General features: G+C 42.4%; 20 protein-coding genes. 17 read left to right on the top strand and 3 right to left on the bottom strand.

Annotated features, from left to right (window positions below):
* Position 1: 1 nt before the first annotated feature.
* The 5 genes from RZO55_RS15355 to hslO all read left to right on the top strand — a co-directional run bounded on the left by RZO55_RS15355 (position 2) and on the right by hslO (position 4,258).
* On the top strand, positions 2–502 hold the full coding sequence (locus RZO55_RS15355) for a TRAP transporter small permease (protein ID WP_318065132.1): 501 nt from the start codon (positions 2–4) through the stop codon (positions 500–502).
* Positions 503–1,810, top strand: coding sequence for a TRAP transporter large permease (locus RZO55_RS15350; RefSeq protein WP_318065131.1), 1,308 nt, complete (start codon positions 503–505; stop codon positions 1,808–1,810). It begins immediately after the preceding gene.
* Between the two features lie 181 nt (positions 1,811–1,991).
* Positions 1,992–2,501, top strand: coding sequence for an SEC-C metal-binding domain-containing protein (locus RZO55_RS15345; RefSeq protein WP_318065130.1), 510 nt, complete (start codon positions 1,992–1,994; stop codon positions 2,499–2,501).
* Between the two features lie 97 nt (positions 2,502–2,598).
* The gene (locus RZO55_RS15340; RefSeq protein WP_439100056.1) at positions 2,599–3,387 is read left to right on the top strand and encodes a class I SAM-dependent DNA methyltransferase; all 789 of its coding nucleotides are present in this window, start codon (positions 2,599–2,601) and stop codon (positions 3,385–3,387) included.
* Entirely contained in the window at positions 3,380–4,258 is an 879-nt protein-coding gene (hslO, locus tag RZO55_RS15335; protein ID WP_318065129.1) for an Hsp33 family molecular chaperone HslO, read from the top strand. Before RZO55_RS15340 ends, hslO begins: the two co-directional genes overlap by 8 nt.
* A 114-nt stretch (positions 4,259–4,372) precedes the next feature.
* Here the strand turns inward: hslO and RZO55_RS15330 are convergent, their stop codons facing one another.
* On the bottom strand, positions 4,373–4,570 hold the full coding sequence (locus RZO55_RS15330; RefSeq protein WP_318065128.1) for a cold-shock protein: 198 nt from the start codon (positions 4,568–4,570) through the stop codon (positions 4,373–4,375).
* A gap of 212 nt (positions 4,571–4,782) precedes the next feature.
* On the opposite strand from RZO55_RS15330, the gene RZO55_RS15325 reads away from it, so the two are divergent.
* Both RZO55_RS15325 and RZO55_RS15320 read left to right on the top strand, forming a co-directional pair.
* Positions 4,783–5,328 (top strand): DUF5662 family protein, encoded by a 546-nt coding sequence (locus RZO55_RS15325; RefSeq protein WP_318065127.1) that lies wholly within the window; start codon positions 4,783–4,785, stop codon positions 5,326–5,328.
* 7 nt (positions 5,329–5,335) lie between these two features.
* A complete protein-coding gene (locus RZO55_RS15320; RefSeq protein WP_318065126.1) occupies positions 5,336–6,145 on the top strand; it encodes an AraC family transcriptional regulator in 810 nt (269 codons plus the stop codon).
* A gap of 6 nt (positions 6,146–6,151) precedes the next feature.
* Here RZO55_RS15320 and RZO55_RS15315 read toward each other — a convergent pair whose 3' ends face one another.
* Entirely contained in the window at positions 6,152–7,249 is a 1,098-nt protein-coding gene (locus tag RZO55_RS15315) for a ribonuclease H-like domain-containing protein (protein WP_318065125.1), read from the bottom strand.
* A gap of 178 nt (positions 7,250–7,427) precedes the next feature.
* On the opposite strand from RZO55_RS15315, the gene ruvA reads away from it, so the two are divergent.
* The 7 genes from ruvA (at position 7,428) to RZO55_RS15280 (ending at position 15,117) form a co-directional block, all read left to right on the top strand.
* Entirely contained in the window at positions 7,428–8,036 is a 609-nt protein-coding gene (ruvA, locus tag RZO55_RS15310) for a Holliday junction branch migration protein RuvA (protein WP_318065124.1), read from the top strand.
* 22 nt (positions 8,037–8,058) lie between these two features.
* Complete coding sequence (gene ruvB, locus RZO55_RS15305) at positions 8,059–9,057, top strand: Holliday junction branch migration DNA helicase RuvB (RefSeq protein WP_318065123.1); 999 nt, start codon at positions 8,059–8,061, stop codon at positions 9,055–9,057.
* Positions 9,058–9,139: 82 nt separating this feature from the next.
* Positions 9,140–9,508 (top strand): cell division protein ZapA, encoded by a 369-nt coding sequence (locus RZO55_RS15300; RefSeq protein ID WP_318065122.1) that lies wholly within the window; start codon positions 9,140–9,142, stop codon positions 9,506–9,508.
* A gap of 91 nt (positions 9,509–9,599) precedes the next feature.
* Positions 9,600–11,780 carry a U32 family peptidase gene (locus RZO55_RS15295; protein WP_336624310.1) on the top strand — a complete coding sequence of 727 codons (2,181 nt, stop codon included), beginning with the start codon at positions 9,600–9,602 and terminating at the stop codon, positions 11,778–11,780.
* A gap of 7 nt (positions 11,781–11,787) precedes the next feature.
* Complete coding sequence (locus RZO55_RS15290; RefSeq protein ID WP_318065121.1) at positions 11,788–13,113, top strand: FtsW/RodA/SpoVE family cell cycle protein; 1,326 nt, start codon at positions 11,788–11,790, stop codon at positions 13,111–13,113.
* Positions 13,103–14,527, top strand: coding sequence for a peptidoglycan D,D-transpeptidase FtsI family protein (locus RZO55_RS15285; RefSeq protein WP_318065120.1), 1,425 nt, complete (start codon positions 13,103–13,105; stop codon positions 14,525–14,527). The genes RZO55_RS15290 and RZO55_RS15285 overlap by 11 nt, the downstream gene beginning before the upstream one ends.
* A 137-nt stretch (positions 14,528–14,664) precedes the next feature.
* Positions 14,665–15,117, top strand: coding sequence for an NUDIX hydrolase (locus tag RZO55_RS15280; protein ID WP_097005819.1), 453 nt, complete (start codon positions 14,665–14,667; stop codon positions 15,115–15,117).
* Between the two features lie 94 nt (positions 15,118–15,211).
* On the opposite strand, the gene RZO55_RS15275 is transcribed toward RZO55_RS15280, so the two are convergent.
* Positions 15,212–16,033 carry a CZB domain-containing protein gene (locus RZO55_RS15275; protein ID WP_318065119.1) on the bottom strand — a complete coding sequence of 274 codons (822 nt, stop codon included), beginning with the start codon at positions 16,031–16,033 and terminating at the stop codon, positions 15,212–15,214.
* Positions 16,034–16,214: 181 nt separating this feature from the next.
* On the opposite strand from RZO55_RS15275, the gene RZO55_RS15270 reads away from it, so the two are divergent.
* The 3 genes from RZO55_RS15270 to RZO55_RS15260 are packed head-to-tail and all read left to right on the top strand — an operon-like array spanning position 16,215 to position 18,105.
* Positions 16,215–16,712 carry a macro domain-containing protein gene (locus RZO55_RS15270; RefSeq protein ID WP_318065118.1) on the top strand — a complete coding sequence of 166 codons (498 nt, stop codon included), beginning with the start codon at positions 16,215–16,217 and terminating at the stop codon, positions 16,710–16,712.
* A 49-nt stretch (positions 16,713–16,761) separates the two neighbouring features.
* The gene (locus RZO55_RS15265) at positions 16,762–16,995 is read left to right on the top strand and encodes a hypothetical protein (RefSeq protein ID WP_318065117.1); all 234 of its coding nucleotides are present in this window, start codon (positions 16,762–16,764) and stop codon (positions 16,993–16,995) included.
* Between the two features lie 33 nt (positions 16,996–17,028).
* Positions 17,029–18,105 carry a 5'-3' exonuclease gene (locus RZO55_RS15260; protein WP_318065116.1) on the top strand — a complete coding sequence of 359 codons (1,077 nt, stop codon included), beginning with the start codon at positions 17,029–17,031 and terminating at the stop codon, positions 18,103–18,105.
* Positions 18,106–18,166: the final 61 nt, after the last annotated feature.

The raw sequence follows: 18,166 nt of genomic DNA, 5'->3' as shown, positions 1-18,166 counted from the left end.
GATGTCTGCAATTCATCAGGTAAAAGACCAGATTATGAAGATACTTGGAGCAGTCATTACCGTTTTGTTTGCAGCAATGACGGTAATCGGAACCTACCAGATTATTACCAGATATTTTTTTAACAGACCGAGTACGATTTCAGAAGAACTGCTGACGTATTCCTTCACCTGGATGTCATTGTTTGCCTCTGCTTATGTATTTGGGAAAAAAGACCATATGCGAATCGGATTTCTGGCAGATAAATTTACTGGTACGGGTAAAAAATATCTGGAATTTTCCATAGAAATACTGGCATTTGTATTTGCCGGTGTGGTGATGGTTTATGGCGGAAGCGCCATTACAAAGCTTACGATGATGCAGACAACCGCATCCCTGCAGATTCCCATGGGGTATATTTATGCAGCAGTACCTGTTACAGGAGTGCTTATCATGGTGTTTTGCCTGGTAAATGCGTTGGATATACTGCATACGGATTTCAGCGTAAAGGAGGAGGAAGCCTAAATGAATATATCCATATTTTGCGGACTGATCATACTGTTTGTTCTGGTAGTCCTGCTTTTGTTAGGAGTACCGGTAGCTGTAGCGCTTGCCGTTTCCTCCATATGTGCCATTTTGCCTATCTTAAACACAGGGGCAGCGGTGTTAACAGGTGCACAAAGAATCTTTTCGGGAATTTCTGTGTTCAGTCTTCTTGCCATTCCGTTTTTTATTCTGGCAGGAAATATCATGAACAAGGGCGGCATTGCAATCCGTCTCATTAATTTTGCAAAGCTGTTTACAGGAAGAATTCCTGGTTCCCTGGCCCATACAAATGCTGTGGCTAACATGCTGTTTGGTTCAATTTCAGGATCAGGAACAGCCGCAGCCTCCGCCATGGGAGCGATCATAGGTCCCATTGAGGAAGAGGAAGGCTATGACCGGGACTTTTCTGCTGCTGCCAATATCGCAACTGCACCAACCGGACTTTTAATTCCTCCCAGCAACGTTATGATTACGTATTCTCTTGTCAGCGGTGGAACTTCCGTTGCTGCACTTTTTATGGCAGGCTATATTCCTGGTATTTTATGGGGCCTGGCCTGTATGATTGTGATCTATTTTCTGGCAAAGAAAAAGGGATATCAGAGTACAAAACGTTTCACTGCAAAAGAAAAGATCCGTGTTCTCCTTCAGGCGATTCCCTGCCTTCTAATGATTATTATTGTAATTGGAGGAATTATTGGGGGAATCTTTACGGCTACTGAGGGAAGTGTGGTGTCTGTTGTTTACAGCCTGATTTTGTCTCTGTTCTTTTATAAATCGTTAAAGCTTTCTGAGCTGCCGAAGCTGTTTTTAGAAAGTGCCCAGATGACAGGAATCATTATATTTTTAATTGGAGTTTCCAGTATCATGAGCTGGGTTATGGCGTTTACCGGGATTCCCGGAGCAGTTTCAGATGCCATGCTGGGAATCAGCAGCAACCGTTACGTAATTTTATTCATTATTAATATTCTTCTGCTTTTAGTGGGAACTTTTATGGATATGACACCGGCCTGTCTGATCTTTACACCTATTTTCCTGCCTGTCTGCCAGGCGTTGGGAATGAATACCATTCATTTTGGAATTATGATGATTTTTAACTTATGTATCGGAACCATCACTCCTCCGGTAGGAACAACACTGTTTGTGGGAGTGAAAGTGGGACAGACGAAGATTGAAAATGTCATAAAAACACTGCTTATTTATTTTGCTGCTATTTTTGCAGTGCTTCTTATGGTATCGTACATTCCCCAATTGTCCTTATGGCTGCCGGGGCTACTTGGATATGTATAAAAAAATGTAAATGGGAACTGCCTCCGATTCCTTCCTGTGAGGGGATGAGGCAGCTCCCATTTTCTCAAACCCTGCAGAGAATGACAAAAAGAGAAAAAACATTTTGCAAAATTTATCAATATGTTATATACTGTTTGATGGAGTATTACAAGAAAGAACAGACAAAAGGATGGTTTTAATCATGACTATTTTAGAAAATTGGAGAAATTTAGCATACGGTGAAGGTCTGGATGATAAAGGTAAAGAAGAATTATGGACCGAATATTTTAAAGTTGAAAAAGGTATCTATGAACATATTCTGTCAAAGCCGGAAGAAGCAGCGGAAGGAACTGTAGAAGAACTGGCTAAAAGATATGGCACAGATGTGCAGACAATGACAGGATTCTTAGATGGTATTAATGAAAGCTTAAAGGGCTACGAAAATCCCATTGAGACAATGGATGAGAATACAGTAGTTAAGATCGAAATCGATCCTGAAAAGCTTTATTACAATATGGTAGAAGCAAAGGCTGAATGGCTCTACAGCCTTCCTCAGTGGGATCAGATTCTGACAGAGGAGAAGAAAAAAGAGCTTTACAAGACTCAGAAGGCTTCCGGAACTATTGTAAAAGGTGCTAAGGTCGGAAGAAACGACCCATGTCCTTGCGGCAGCGGCAAGAAATATAAAAAATGCTGCGGACGCAGCCTGTAATCGTAACCGGATGCTGCTTATGCAGTAAGACAATGAGACAGGAAAGCAGGTACCTCTTTGAGGCTACCTGCTTTATTTTCCCTATGGAAAAAGGTTGTTGAAAAGAAAGGAAAACTTAGTGGAAGCGTATACAAATTTTGCAGAGGTCTACGATTTGTTTATGGACAATATTCCATACGAGGACTGGTGCAGCTATGTGACTTGTCTTTTAAAGGAATATGGAACCAGGGAGGGGCTGCTTCTGGATTTGGGCTGCGGAACGGGAAGTCTGACAGAGCTTCTGGCAGATGCCGGCTACGACATGATTGGAGTGGATAATTCCGAAGATATGCTGCAGATTGCTATGGATAAGAGAGCAGAATCTGGTAAGGATATTCTTTATCTGATGCAGGATATGAGGGAGTTTGAGCTTTACGGCACTGTGAAAGCGGTTATAAGTATCTGCGACTGTATCAATTATATTCTGGAATACAGAGATCTGGTGAAGGTTTTTGGTCTGGTAAATAATTATCTTGATCCTGGCGGTGTGTTTATCTTTGATTTAAATACTGTTTATAAGTATGAGACGGTGATGGGTGATACTACCATTGCAGAGGACCGGGAGGAATGCAGCTTCATCTGGGATAATTATTACGACGGGGATACAAAGCTTAACGAATATGATCTTTCCCTGTTTATTAGGGAGGAAGAGGATCTCTATCGGAAATATACGGAAACCCATTACCAGAGAGCTTATACCATTGAGGAAATTCAAAAAGCGTTAGAAGAGGCCGGTATGGAATTTTTAGAAGCATACGATGCTTTTACCAGGGAACCGGTGAAGGATACCAGCGAGCGAATTTATCTGATTGCAAGAGAGCATGGAAAGGAGTACAATCATGGCTGATTATATTGTAAGAGCAACAGCGGGAGATCATCAGATCCGTGCATTTGCGGCAACTACCAGAGATCTGGTGGAATATGCAAGGCAGGCACATAATACAAGTCCTGTGGCTACGGCTGCGTTAGGAAGACTGTTAACAGCAGGCGGTATGATGGGGATTATGATGAAAGGTGAAGAGGATTTACTGACAATTAAAATCCAGGGAAGCGGACCTATAGAAGGATTGACGGTAACTGCCGATTCCAAAGGAAACGTTAAGGGATATGCGTATAATCCCGGAGTCATGCTGCCCCCCAATGAGTTTGGAAAGCTGGATGTAGGCGGAGCGGTTGGAGAGGGTGTTTTGAGTGTAATACAGGATATCGGGCTGAAAGAGCCTTATGTAGGTCAGACGATTTTAGTAGGCGGAGAGATTGCAGAAGATCTTACTTATTATTATGCCAATTCGGAGCAGACCCCGTCTTCTGTGGCTCTTGGGGTTCTGATGAACAAAGATAATACAGTGAAGCAGGCAGGAGGATTTATCATTCAGCTTCTTCCGGGCGCATCAGAAGAGATGATTGATCTTCTGGAGAAAAGATTAGGCGAGATTCATTCGGTTACTTCTCTACTGGAAGAAGGAAAAACTCCGGAGATGATACTGACTCATATATTAGGCGGACTTGGTCTGGAGATAATGGAGCAGACTCCTGTTAAATTCACCTGTAACTGCGATAAAACCAGAGTGGAAAAAGCCCTGATCAGCATCGGCAGAACAGAACTGGAAGATATGATAGAGGAAGGAAAGAGCATTGAAGTAAACTGCCATTTCTGTAACAAAAATTATGAATTCAAAGTAGAAGATTTAAAAGATTTATATGAGAAAGCGAAATAGCAAAACTTGTGATAAACATCAAAAAGAGCCATCTTCGGATGGCTCTAATCGTAATCATGTGAAACAATATAACTTCTTCCTATATTGAAAAAAGGTACACTGATAAGTCAATGATTATATTTTGATAACGTTTGTAGCCTGAGGACCCTTTGCTCCGTCTACTACATCGAACTCTACAGCAGCGCCTTCTTCTAAAGACTTGAAACCATCCATGTTGAGACCTGAGTAGTGAACAAATACATCGTTACCCTGTTCGTCGGAAATAAATCCGTAACCCTTTTGGTTGTTAAACCACTTAACTGTACCTTTCATTATGATACCTCCAAAACGACTAAAAATTGTACTGTTACAGGATATCTGTAACTTCCCTAAGAATAGCATAAAATGGGTAAGGTGTCAAACATTTTCCACCATAAAAAACAAGAATTCTCTAAAAAAAATGAATCCGAAAAATGTGTGGTAAAATCACTGGTAATTATGATAAAATGGGTGAAGATTTTACATTGGGACAAGAAGGGATAAATATGAAGTTTAGAAATTTATGGGGGCATTTTTGCACCATTCACATACACAAATACCGTGTCATGAAAAACTGCTTTCGGGTAGGACTGATTAAACAGGGGCTGCTTCATGATTTATCCAAATACAGTCCGGAGGAATTTTTTGCAGGTGTCTTATATTATCAGGGAAACAGAAGCCCCAATGCGGCAGAGATTGAAGAAAAGGGATTCTCAAGGGCATGGCTGCATCACAAGGGGAGGAATAAGCATCACAGCGAATACTGGATCGATTTTTCCATGGATCATGCAAAGGGGATGATTGGTTATAAAATGCCTCTCAACTATGTGGTGGAGATGGTCATGGACCGGATTGCGGCATCAAAGACCTATAAAGGCAGGGAATATACGGATGCATCACCATGGGAATATTATGTGCAGGGAAAAGCATATATGATTATCGCACCTGAGACAGAGACGCTTCTGGAAACGCTCCTTTTGATGTTAAAGGATGAGGGTGAGAGAAAAACCTTTTCCTATATCAGGGAACTGTTAAAAAAAGGGGATTATTAAAAGAATTATGGAATTTTTAATCAGCAGGACAAAGCGTTCTTATGAATTCAATATGGTAAAAAGTCACTGGCATCCTTACTATGAGCTGTTTTACCTGGTGTCAGGACATTGTAAAATATTCATCAATCATACCTTATATTATGTAGAGCCTGGTGACATGATATTTATCTCTCCGGGAGAGATCCACCGGACGACCTATCATTCCAGTCCGGTCAATGAAAGGATCACTCTGAGCTTTGATAAGGAATACTTAACCGATATGACAAAAAACTGCGGCGGCCAGATGACCGTTTCTCTCTTTGGCAATTCCAGGATCTGTGTACCGGCAGGGAGAAGACCGTATACAGAAGAACTGATTCAGAAGATGGTCTATGAAGGAGCCGGTCAGGACGGATATTCTTCTATGATGAAGAAGAATTATCTATATGAGCTGTTGGTTTTTCTGTACAGGTGTCAGGGAGCTAAGGCAGACACAGGGAAGATGGAGGTTGCGGAGAAGGCAATTGAGGAAGCGGCGGAATACATCTACCATAACTTTGAAGTGCCGATAACTCTTAATGAGATGGCAGAGCGGATTCATATGAGCCCGGCCTATTTTTCAAGGAAATTCAAAGCTGTCACAGGATTCGGATTCAAGGAGTATCTGACCAATATCCGTATTCGGGAAGCGGCCTCGCTGCTGCTTAACACGGATAAATCCGTTACAGATATTGCAATGGAATGCGGGTTCGGAGACGGAAATTATTTTGGAGATGCCTTTAAAAAGATTAAAGGCGTATCTCCAAGGGATTTCCGGAAAATGCAGGGTATATTATAATCGGATTCAGGCCGTGGAAAGATGATCAAACAGATGCCGGATATAGTGCTGCAAAGTATCCGGATTCTGAAAAAACTCCGGTTCGTATGCAAAGTAAGTGATTTTATCTTTCCTCTGATTTTGAAGAGCCGGCGTCCATAAAGTCGAAAACTGAGGCACATAACAGCCGGTTTGCCGGACATAGCAGTTCTTTGCACTGGCCTTTATTCTTGCTTCTTTATCTACGTATTCGGCTACGCTTTTATGAATTGCCCTGTCCTCATAAATCAGGTAATAATAATTTTTGTAATCCGGATAAAAGTATTTCAGCTCTCCTTCGTATAAGTCAATGGTAAGGATCAGTTCTCTTCCCTCAGCTTTTGCCATGACCATGGAATTGGATTTAGAAAAACCAACCGGTACCGTAAAATCGTTCTCCAGAGTCAGCTGCAGCTGATGATGTTCCCGACCCAACAGGTCCGGACAGCTGATCAGGGACTGGTCTGTGAGAGTAAAGGGGTTCTCCAGAAAATCCGGATAGTTGAGTATTGGGAGAATCAGAGGCATGCCTTTTAAATCATCCTCATTATGTAGTATCAGTAAATCAAAGAGAAACTGTTCCCTGGAAATCAAGTAATCCTTATAGACTTCAATCAGCTGTCCGCCGGAATAAAGGTCCTTGCGTTCCACACCTAAGAATGCTTCAATGGCTTTCTGCTTCATGCTTAAAAGACTGAGAAGATTCCGGTACGGACGGATTTTTCTGTATATGTCCAGGCTTTCAACATCAGAAAAATCATAGTCAAGTCCGTATGCATGGCAGCGTTTTAGAAGATAGGGGATATCAAAACCATCCCCGTTAAAATGGATAACCTTTTTATATTCTTTAAGAAATTCAAAAAATGTTATAAGTACCGTCTTTTCCGAATCCAGAGTATTAGCAAACCACTGGCTCAGATTCCAGATTCCGTCTTTGTAATAGACACAGCCAATTAAATACAGCGTGGAATATTCTCCGGAAAAGCCGGTTGTTTCAATATCAAAAAACAGAAGATCTTCCCGGCAGCCTAAACGGTCCAGCGGGTAGGTTTCTTCGAATGGAATGTGTTTTTGAAGCGTTATCATCTGCAGTTTCGTCCTTTCTTTTCACTGAATATTATATCCAAAGCTTCCCGGTTCGTCAACGCACTACAGAATATTTGTTCGATCAATTACTTGCATATCAACTGGCAGTATGCTATGATTAATGTCAAAGTAATGCCAAACAGATGCAATCGTAAGGCTTAAAAGGAGAACTGAAGAAGTGATTTCTTTCGTAAAAGGCCCCGTGGCCGAGATGACAGAAGATTCCGTTGTGATTGAGTGCGGAAACATTGGATATGAGATTTTTGTTCCGGTATCTGTACTTGGGAAACTTCCGGGTATTGGCAGGGAAGCTAAGCTGTATACCTACTTTCAGGTAAGAGAGGATGCCATGTGTCTGTACGGCTTTTTGAGCCGGCAGGATTTAACAATGTTTAAGCAGTTAATCAGTGTGAATGGAATTGGTCCCAAAGGAGCGCTGGGGATTCTTTCTGCCATGGAACCGGATGATTTAAAGAGAGCGGTTATTTCAGGAGATGCCAAAGCCATATCCAGAGCACCCGGTGTTGGTGCCAAGACTGCACAGAGAATTATTCTGGACTTAAAAGATAAGATAGATACGGCAGACCTTCTTCCTCCTTCGTTTAAAGACCCAGGGAATGTGCTTTTGAAAGAGGACGGGGTGACGGGTGAGGCAGTGGATGCGCTCACAGCACTTGGATATTCACCAGCGGAAGCCGGTCGTGCGGTACGCCAGGTAGAGGTAACAGACACAATGTCGGTAGAGGACGTTTTAAAGGCTTCCTTAAAACATCTGGCATTTATATAGAATATAACAGGGTATGGCAAAGATGGAGCGTAGAATAATAACCACAGAATTAACAGAAGAGGATAAGAAGATTGAACCGAATCTAAGGCCCAGAAGTCTGAATGAATATATTGGACAGGAGAAGATCCGGTTGAATCTGAAAGTTTATATTGAAGCTGCCAAAGCAAGAGGGGAATCACTGGACCATGTGCTGTTTTACGGTCCTCCTGGACTGGGAAAGACTACTCTTTCCGGCATTATTGCCAATGAGATGGGAGTGAACATGAAAGTGACTTCTGGTCCCGCCATCGAAAAGCCGGGCGAGATGGCTGCTATTTTAAATAACTTACAGGAAGGCGATGTCCTGTTTGTTGATGAGATTCACCGATTGAACCGGCAGGTGGAAGAGGTGCTCTATCCGGCTATGGAGGACTTTGCCATTGATATTATGCTGGGTAAGGAATCCGCGGCCAGATCGATTCGTCTGGACCTTCCAAAGTTTACCCTGGTGGGGGCAACCACCAGAGCAGGGCTTTTAACAGCGCCTCTCAGGGACCGTTTCGGCGTCGTTCAGAAGCTGGAATTTTACACACCGGAAGAATTAAAGATTATTGTATCCCGTTCCGCAGAGGTCCTGGGAGTTGAAATTGAGGATGAGGGAGCAGCAGAGATTGCCAAGCGCTCCAGAGGAACCCCCAGGCTGGCAAACCGCCTGTTAAAAAGAGTCCGGGATTTTGCACAGGTCAAGTACCATGGCATTATAACAAAGGAAGTGGCTGATTTCGCACTGGATATCCTGGATGTGGATAAATTCGGACTGGATTATAATGACCGCGCGATACTAACCACGGTCATTGAGAAATTTGCCGGCGGCCCCGTGGGGCTTGATACCCTTGCTGCAGCCCTGGGTGAGGATGCGGGCACGCTGGAGGATGTGTATGAACCATATCTTCTAATGAATGGATTTTTAAACCGCACCTCCCGGGGGCGCGTTGCAACCGAAAGAGCCTATGGGCATCTTGGAATCTCTTTGGAGCCTTAGCTGCCTGAATTTTAGAACTTTCCTAACTGTGTAAAGTATGATATAGTAAAGAAAGAGCAAATGATAGCAGGGAGAGAACAACATGAATTCCAAACACTATACAGAAGTTTTGATAGATGGCAAGATCTATGCCCTTGGCGGCAGTGAAGAAGAAGGCTATATACAACGTCTTGCCAGTTACATCAATGAGATGATCATAACTTTAAAACGTCGGGAAGGATTCACAAAGCAGAGTGCTGAATACCAGAACGTTATGATAGAATTAAATATGGCAGATGATTTCTTTAAAGCAAGAGAGCAGATTGCTATACTGGAACAGCAGAAAGCGGAGATGGAAAAGGAAACCTACAGTTTGAAGCATGAGTTGGTTGCAACTCAGATGAAGCTGGAGGCAGTGAAGACAGAACTGGCAGGAATCAGGAATTCGTCCGGTTCCGACAGGAATGAATAAGGCAGGAGGGGGTATTTCATGGATGTTCCATGACCTCCTCCTTTTTATCAATTAGAATAAGAATATCCACAGGGAAATTTTGGAGGCAGAAGTGAAAAATACAGTTGAGATCCTTGCTCCGGCAGGCTCGTTTGAAAGCATGAAGGCTGCAGTCGCCTCAGGTGCAGATGCAGTTTATATAGGAGGAAGCAGGTTCGGTGCCAGGGCCTTTGCAGACAATCCCGGAGAGGACAAGCTTTTAGAGGCCATTGATTATGTTCACCTTTACGGCAGAAAACTCTATTTAACGGTCAATACTCTTATGAAAGAACAGGAGATGAAGGAGCTTTTTGACTATCTCCTCCCTTACTATCAACAGGGCCTGGACGCGGTTATCGTACAGGATCTGGGAGTTTTGGGATTTATCAGGGAACAGTTTCCGGATCTGCCTATTCATGCAAGCACACAGATGACGATTACGGGAGTTCATGGTGCCCGGCTTTTAAAAGACCTTGGTGCAGAGCGGGTGGTCACCGCAAGGGAATTATCTTTAAATGAGATCCGGCAGATCAAAGACCAGGTTGATGTGGAAATCGAAAGCTTTGTCCATGGGGCTCTTTGTTACTGCTATTCAGGACAGTGCCTTTTTAGCAGTCTCATTGGAGGACGGAGCGGAAACCGGGGAAGATGTGCACAGACCTGCCGCCTGCCCTTTGATGTGAGAGATGGTGGTAAGCCCATTGGTAAAAAAGATGAGCGGTACTGCCTGAGCCTGAAGGATTTATCCACACTGGATCTGATCCCTGATATTATGGAAGCTGGTGTATATTCCATGAAGATCGAGGGCAGAATGAAGAGTCCGCGTTATACGGCAGGCGTGGTTCATATTTACAGAAAATATGCAGATCTCTATTTGGAAAAAGGCAGGAGTGGATATCGGGTAGAAGAAGAGGATAGAAGGATACTTCTCGATTTATTTGACAGAGGTGGACAGACTGACGGATATTATAAGAACCATAATGGCAGGGATATGATAGTCTGGAAGGAAAAACCTTCATTCAGAGAGGGCAACAGTCAGCTTTTTGAACAGCTTGACCGGGAATACGTAGAAAAACAGTTAAAAGTACCGGTTACAGGAAACCTTTTTCTTACAGAGGGGAAGAATGCCTCTCTCATCCTTCAGTCTCAGGAATATCGCGTTTTAATAGAAGGAGACATGGTACAGACGGCCCAGAATCAGCCGATGTCAGAAGAAAAAGTATTAAAGCAGCTGAATAAAACAGGAAATACACCATTTCAGTTTGAAAGTCTCTCAGCAGAGATACAGGGAAATGTCTTTCTTCCAGTCCAGACTCTGAATGATTTAAGACGCAGAGGTCTTAAAGTGCTGGAAGCAGAGATACTCCATGAATACAGAAGAGAATACAGAAAACAGGATCTTCCTGACAAACAGGTAAGTAACTGCAATACCCGGTCATCTGGTGCTTGGAATCTGACTGTTTCCTTAGAGAAACCGGAGTGTTTTGACACAGCCGTTCACAATCTGAATGTGAATAGGGTCTATGTAGATGCAGCCCATTTTGAACCCCAACGGTGGAACCATTATGTACAGGCGTGTCATGACAGCAGTAAGGAGTGTATTCTTACTATGCCTCATATCTTCCGTATGGAGGCACAGCGCTTTTTTGACCGCAATCTGGTGCACCTTCAAAAAGCAGGATTTGACGGTTTCTTAATCCGCTCCATGGAAGAGATCGGATATTTAAAAAAAGCTAGCATACCGGGGAAGCTGGTTTTTGATTTTGGAATGTATGGTATGAACCGCCGGGCGCAAAAGATGTTACTGGACCTTGGTGCGAACGAGATTACCTGGCCTGTTGAATTAAACAGCCGGGAACTGGAAAAACTAGAAATTCCGGGAGAACTTTTAATTTACGGACGTCTTCCTATGATGGTGACGGCCCAGTGCCTCCATCAGGGAATGAAACAATGTGATCACACGCCGGTATTATTAAGTTTAAAAGACCGTATGGGAAAAGAGTTCCCCGTGAAAAACCATTGTACATTCTGTTACAATTCCATTTATAATTCAGCGCCTCTTTCCCTTTTGGGTTACAGTGATTCCGTGGAAGCATTATCTCCTGCCTCGTTAAGGCTTCAGTTTACAACCGAAAGTCCTGCAGAGACTGCTAAGATTATACAGGTCTTTGCAGACGAATTTTTAAACGGAAAAAAGGCAGAAGCGATTTTGACTGACTTTACCAGGGGACATTTTAAGCGCGGTATAGAGTAGGTGATTTATGATTAATCTGATAGTAGATGTATCAAGATATTTCATGATACTGCTGATTGCTTTATACACATATTTAAATTTTCGTTATTTTTCTTTTCATGACGAAAAGAAGAAAAACAGTATCTGCAGAAGACAGAACATATTTATGTTTCTGATTCATCTCCTGGCCTATGGTATTATCTGGCTGGAGATGAAAGATGAGCGTATGCTGGTCTTTTATGCGGCACAGGTACTGTTCTTTTTGGTGTACCTGTTTTTATCACGCCTGTTTTACAGAAATTTGTCAAAGCTGCTGGTTAACAATATGTGTCTGCTCTTATCGATCGGCTTCATTATGCTTACCAGACTTTCTTTTGACAGGGCTGTAAAACAGTTTACCATTGTTGTGGCAGCGGCAGCAGTTACTTTCATCATCCCCTTTGTTATCGACAGAGCATGGCAGCTTAGCAGGATACCATGGGTTTATGGTATTTTGGGAGGAATCCTTCTGGGAATTGTATACGTTGCAGGAACCAACAGCTACGGAGCGCAGCTTTCCATTGGTATTGCCGGATTTTCTTTTCAGCCTTCTGAATTCGTTAAGATCAGCTATGTATTTTTTATAGCAGCCATGTTTTACCGGTCTGTCAGCTTTCAAACGATTCTTGCAGTCACCGGTGTTTCTGCACTTCATGTTCTGATACTTGTACTATCCAGAGATTTGGGCAGTGCACTTATTTTCTTTACTACCTATGTGTTTATGCTTTTTATAGCAACCGGTAAATGGATATATTTACTTGGAGGTACAGCGGGAGGTGTTATGTCGTCTGTTTTGGCGTTTCACCTGTTTGATCATGTAAAGACAAGGGTGGCAGCCTGGTTAAATCCATGGTCCGATATTGCAGGAAAAGGATATCAGATCAGCCAGTCTCTGTTTGCCATTGGAACGGGGGGCTGGCTGGGAATGGGGCTTTACAGAGGGATGCCGAGAAAAATACCGGTTGTGGAGAAGGATTTTATATTCTCGGCGATTTCAGAAGAACTGGGAGGGATATTTGCCCTCTGTGTCCTGTTAATCTGCCTTGGATGCTTTCTTCAGTTTATGATGGTGGCAGGAAGTATGCAGGCCTTGTTTTATAAGCTCATTGCTTTCGGCCTGGGGATGATATATGCAATTCAGGTGTTTTTAACAATAGGAGGAGTTACGAAATTTATCCCATCTACCGGAGTCACTCTTCCCTTAGTCAGTTATGGAGGAAGTTCGGCAGCCAGCACTTTTATTATTTTTGGTATCATTCAGGGACTTTATATTCTTAAACGCAATGAAGAGGAAGAGGACAGGTATGAAAGCTAATACAAATCCAAAAGCAAATCATCATATCTTAATACTGACCTATGGGGTTGTCATGCTTTTTATAGGTCTGGCGGTTTACTATGGATATTTTCTACAGGTGGAGAGCGAAAGTGTAATCAACAATTCCTATAATACCAGACTGGACAGCTTTGCCGACAGGGTAGTACGCGGTGAGATTATCAGCAGTGACGGACAGATACTTGCCAGAACGGATGTGGATGGGGAAGGACATGAGACAAGGATTTATCCTTATGACTCCATGTTTGCACATTCAGTGGGATATTCGGTAAATGGAAAGACAGGTCTGGAGGCCCAGGCTAATTTCTATCTGTTAACCAGCCATGTCAATATTATGGAACAGATTTTTAATGAGTTGTATACCAGAAAAAGCCAGGGAGATAACGTGGTGACGACCCTTGATGTGGAGCTTCAGAAAAAAGCATATGAAACTCTTGGTAAAAGAAATGGGGCAGTTGTTGTCATGGAGCCCGATACAGGGAAGATTCTTGCCATGGTCTCAAAACCTGATTATAATCCAAACACCCTGTTAAGCGACTGGAATAATCTGGTTGCAGACGAGAATACATCAGGTCAGCTTTTAAACCGTGCAACCCAGGGACTTTATCCGCCGGGATCCACGTTTAAGATTATTACGGCGCTGGAATACATCAGGGAGAATCCCGATACTTATAAGGATTACACCTTTGATTGTGACGGTATTTATGAAAATGGGGATTATGCCATCAAGTGCTATCACGAAACTGCCCATGGGCATCAGAATTTTACCCAGGCATTTGCAAATTCCTGTAACGGAGCCTTTGCAAGTCTCGGGCTTGTGATGGATTTGAACGGATTAAAAAATACAACCCGTCAGATGCTGTTCGGTACAGATTTATCCCTTCCTTTTCCTGCTAACAGAAGTTCTTATATTATGGAACCGGGAGCTGATACCTGGCAGATCCTTCAGACTGCAATTGGTCAGGGGCAGACTCAGATCACGCCTCTTCATAATGCCATGATTACCTGCGCCATTGCCAATGGGGGAACTTTGATGAAGCCATATCTGATTGATTATGTGGAGAATGCAGGTGGAGATGTTATAAAAAAGTTTGTTCCCCAGACTTATGAAACCATTATGACTGCAAAAGAATCAGCCAGTCTGACAGAACTGATGAAAGCGGTGGTTACGGAAGGAACCGGTTCTGCCATTCGCACAGATGCCTATACGGCAGCGGGGAAGACAGGATCAGCAGAATTTGATAAAAATAAAGAGACACATGCATGGTTTGTTGGATTTGCTCCTGCAGAACATCCGAAGATCGCAGTCAGTGTGATTGTAGAAGAGGGCGGGTCTGGTGGAAAGACTGCTGCACCCATCGCCAGGTCGCTTTTTGATTTATATTTTTCCAGATAAGGGAAGATTTCAGCCCATTCTTTCGGCGATTACACACTTGCATATCATTATAAAAAGAGGTATACTAGAGCCAGTCTGTGAGACACACCAAAATCGGGATCCGGCTGGATCCGCGGTTTCACTCTGGAGGAATTGCAATGATAGAAGCAACGAGTTGTGGCGGTGTGGTTATTTTTCGAGGTAAAATTCTGGTTTTATATAAGAATTACAAAAACAAGTATGAAGGTTGGGTTTTGCCAAAGGGAACAGTAGAAGCGGGTGAAGAGTATAAAGAGACGGCACTTCGGGAAGTGAAAGAAGAGACCGGGGTAAGTGCGTCTATTATCAAGTACATTGGTAAGAGTCAGTATTCTTTTAATACGCCTCAGGATATGGTGGAAAAGGATGTATACTGGTATCTCATGATGGCCGACAGCTATTACAGTAAACCACAACGGGAAGAATATTTTATTGATTCAGGATACTATAAGTTCCATGAAGCATATCATCTTCTGAAGTTTTCCAATGAAAAGCAGATTTTAGAAAAAGCCTATAATGAATATCTGGATCTGAAGAAGAGCAACCTTTGGGGGAATAAAAAGTATTTCTGAAGAAAGTCAGAGCCAGTTTCCTGACTGCCAAAAAAGCCGGAAAAGCTTCTGCCATAACTTTTTCGGCTTTTTTCTATTATAGACATTTGATTTGTTAAAACATAGATTCCAGATCCTTAAATTTAGCAAGCAGTGTTTCCGGGTTAAGCTCAAAGATCAGTCCTTTCTGTTTTTCACTTTCCATAACTCGTCCCAAATAGGAACAATGGTTTATCATTGGGTCATCGTGCCGTTTAGAAATCACTTCAAGATCTTCTACGGCGACGATTTCATCGACTACGATTCCCCACTGGATTTGATCTAAGATAAGAACCATTTCCTTGTATATGGTAGAACGGAACAGGTCCTTTGTCTGGTCCAGAAGCTTTAATATGACAGGCATACATTCATCTTTAGCACACGCTAAAACTTTACGAAGGCATTCGGACTCCTGGCAGTTCTCACAGTCTCTTTTACAGTTATCAGCCTCATCGGCTGCTCTGTGAAGTTTCTCATGAGGTTCTTCGATTTTTTTTAAATGGCTGATTATTGCCGTATTATCTGTGGTGAAATGATCATACCATTTACCCAGGGCACATTGGTGGGGATCCCGGGCGAGATTGAAGGATCCGCCATCTTTGATAAAACGCTCCAATTCGCTGACCCAGTTAATATGATCCTGCTTCCTCGCATCAATCATCTGCTCAAAGTCCCTGCATTCTTCTGTTATGGGCTTTAAACCAAATGTAATGCGTAAATCCATCATATTAATGACTTTGTCCCGGTACTTAAACATTCCGGTGATGTTGGCAGGTGCAGCGGGAATGGTGCTGTATTCCGGCAGCTGTAAAATTGTGGATATGTACTTGCTGTTTATGCAGTATAAGGAGCCTGCAATTTTAAAAATAATATAGGGACATTTGATTTCTTTTTCCATTCTCTTTCGGTCCTTACCTTTTTTATTTGCTGTTAATGTTTATTATAAATCTTATTTCCTTATACTTCAACGTGTTTTTGGAAAATATATGTCAAAACTTAAGGAATGTACTATGAATAACTGGAAAATCAGGGTATAATGAGTTAGGATATCTGATTAGATAAGCTTGGAGGAAAAAAATATGCTAAAGTATTACGACGGAGATATCTTTATGTCTGATGCAGATATCATCTGCCATCAGGTAAATTGTCAGGGAGTATTTGAACGCGGTTTGGAAGGTCAAATTAAAAAAATGTTTCCGGAAGTAGAAAAGACATACCGGATTATTACGAAACAGTGGCAGGAGCAGGCGGGAGGTATTACCTCCGGTTTATTAGGGAGAGTATCGGCGCAGCCGGTTGAATTAAGTGGCAGATGGTTTCTGATTGCCAATCTGTATGGACAGGATAAATACGGTAAAAACGGAATTTATACGGATTATAAAGCGCTTACACAGGCCGTTACTGAGATCCGTGATTTTGTGGATGTCAGAGGTAAACTGGAGAAGGTGGCATTTCCGTATGAAATGGGCTGTAAGAATGCAGGCGGCGACTGGAATAAAGTGGAAGAAATTTTAAAAAATTGCTTTTTAGATTACCAGGGAGAAGTTCAGATCTGGAAGAATGACTCTGGTCAATAAAACGAGAACAGATTATTTAGTCAGCAGCAATTATAAGGGAGGAACGAATATGGCAAAAGTCAGCTCTTTAAGCCGCAGTATCACTGCTTTTTATGTGGAATGGAGTGCACTCAACCACTACTTATCGTCTTATGAATGTGATAGAAATGGTCTGCCCTATATTGGATTTTCAGACCCCCGAGTTCAAAAACTGTGGAAGGGTTTGTCCGCACAGGAGCGGAGAGAAATTATGAAGCGGCTGGGCACAAAAAATGAAACAGAATTACAAAATTATTTTACGTAATTTTGAAAGGAACGAAAAAGATAGGAGTTTCAGATGTCAGAAAAAAGATTCGTAGTTATAGATGGCTCTTCCATGCTGTCAACCTGCTATTATGCGGTTTTGCCAAGAGAAATCATGTTTGCCAAGACAGAAGAGGAAAAGAAGAAGCACTATGACAAGATACTTCATGCCAAAGATGGGACTTATACCAATGCTATTTTCGGCATGCTGAAGATGGTAGCGTCACTTATGAAGAAGCAGCAGCCGGATCATATCGCTTTTGTTTTCGATAAAACAAGAGACACCTTTCGAAGAGAACTTTATTCTCAGTATAAGGGTACAAGAGGAGCCACACCGGAACCTTTAAAGGAACAGTTTGCACTCATGGAGCGTATTCTGGAAGAAGTTGGATTTAAAGTGCTTTGCTGCAATCAGTATGAGGCGGATGACTATGCAGGGAGTCTTGTCCTTAAATTCAGAGAGCAGATCCCTATGGTGGTTTTGACAAAGGACCATGATTACCTTCAGCTGGTAAATGATGAATACAATGTCCGTGCATGGATGGTACAATCCCGCCAGGAGAAGGCGGACGAGCTTTATCAAAAATATTATTCTTTTTACGGCATGAAGAAAGAAGAGATTAATCTGCCGGAAAAAGTGTTTGAATACACTTCTGATACGGTCCTTCGTGAGGAAGGCGTGCTGCCGGAGCAGATCCCGGATTTAAAAGGGATACAAGGCGACGCTTCCGACAATATTCCTGGTGTTAAGGGTGTCAGCAGTGCTGCTCCCATATTGCTGAGAGAGTATAAGACTGTAGAGCGTATCTATGATGTCATACATGAAGCGGAAGCAGATAAAAAGCGGTTAAAGGATCTTCAGGACTTCTGGAAAAATGATCTGGGTATTACCAGATCTCCATATAAAGCCATGACTAAGACAAGTGAGGAAGAATTATGCGGTGAGAAGGCTGCACGATTGTCTAAAACACTTGCTGCCATAAAAACAGATATCCCCCTTGATTTTCAATTGGAGGATTTTAATGCATCCTCTTATAATGAGGATGCGGTCAGGGAATGGCTGATTCGCCTTGATATAAAAGAAACCTCCATTTTTGGCAGCGCAAAGTAAATTCTGGGCAGTATTTTTTGGGTGGCATTGGAGACAATTATACAGAATGTTCCGATTTTTT

The organism is Clostridium boliviensis (assembly GCF_033342255.1).
In the GTDB taxonomy this organism is placed as follows: Bacteria; Bacillota; Clostridia; order Lachnospirales; family Lachnospiraceae; genus Lacrimispora; species Lacrimispora boliviensis.
Note: the sequence above shows the minus strand (reverse complement) of the source record. Positions and strands in the feature narration are given on the sequence as shown.

What these genes read in the sequence shown, in the direction of transcription:
- ruvB (WP_318065123.1), top strand. Translation starts at nt 8,059, where the DNA reads ATGGAGCGTAGAATAATAACCACAGAATTAACAGAAGAGGATAAGAAG.
- RZO55_RS15285 (WP_318065120.1), top strand. Translation starts at nt 13,103, where the DNA reads ATGAAAGCTAATACAAATCCAAAAGCAAATCATCATATCTTAATACTG.
- RZO55_RS15320 (WP_318065126.1), top strand. Translation starts at nt 5,336, where the DNA reads ATGGAATTTTTAATCAGCAGGACAAAGCGTTCTTATGAATTCAATATG.
- RZO55_RS15290 (WP_318065121.1), top strand. Translation starts at nt 11,788, where the DNA reads ATGATTAATCTGATAGTAGATGTATCAAGATATTTCATGATACTGCTG.
- RZO55_RS15355 (WP_318065132.1), top strand. Translation starts at nt 2, where the DNA reads ATGTCTGCAATTCATCAGGTAAAAGACCAGATTATGAAGATACTTGGA.
- RZO55_RS15275 (WP_318065119.1), bottom strand. Translation starts at nt 16,033, where the DNA reads ATGGAAAAAGAAATCAAATGTCCCTATATTATTTTTAAAATTGCAGGC.
- RZO55_RS15270 (WP_318065118.1), top strand. Translation starts at nt 16,215, where the DNA reads ATGCTAAAGTATTACGACGGAGATATCTTTATGTCTGATGCAGATATC.
- RZO55_RS15280 (WP_097005819.1), top strand. Translation starts at nt 14,665, where the DNA reads ATGATAGAAGCAACGAGTTGTGGCGGTGTGGTTATTTTTCGAGGTAAA.
- RZO55_RS15260 (WP_318065116.1), top strand. Translation starts at nt 17,029, where the DNA reads ATGTCAGAAAAAAGATTCGTAGTTATAGATGGCTCTTCCATGCTGTCA.
- RZO55_RS15315 (WP_318065125.1), bottom strand. Translation starts at nt 7,249, where the DNA reads ATGATAACGCTTCAAAAACACATTCCATTCGAAGAAACCTACCCGCTG.
- RZO55_RS15300 (WP_318065122.1), top strand. Translation starts at nt 9,140, where the DNA reads ATGAATTCCAAACACTATACAGAAGTTTTGATAGATGGCAAGATCTAT.
- RZO55_RS15350 (WP_318065131.1), top strand. Translation starts at nt 503, where the DNA reads ATGAATATATCCATATTTTGCGGACTGATCATACTGTTTGTTCTGGTA.
- RZO55_RS15345 (WP_318065130.1), top strand. Translation starts at nt 1,992, where the DNA reads ATGACTATTTTAGAAAATTGGAGAAATTTAGCATACGGTGAAGGTCTG.
- RZO55_RS15265 (WP_318065117.1), top strand. Translation starts at nt 16,762, where the DNA reads ATGGCAAAAGTCAGCTCTTTAAGCCGCAGTATCACTGCTTTTTATGTG.
- RZO55_RS15330 (WP_318065128.1), bottom strand. Translation starts at nt 4,570, where the DNA reads ATGAAAGGTACAGTTAAGTGGTTTAACAACCAAAAGGGTTACGGATTT.
- hslO (WP_318065129.1), top strand. Translation starts at nt 3,380, where the DNA reads ATGGCTGATTATATTGTAAGAGCAACAGCGGGAGATCATCAGATCCGT.
- RZO55_RS15325 (WP_318065127.1), top strand. Translation starts at nt 4,783, where the DNA reads ATGAAGTTTAGAAATTTATGGGGGCATTTTTGCACCATTCACATACAC.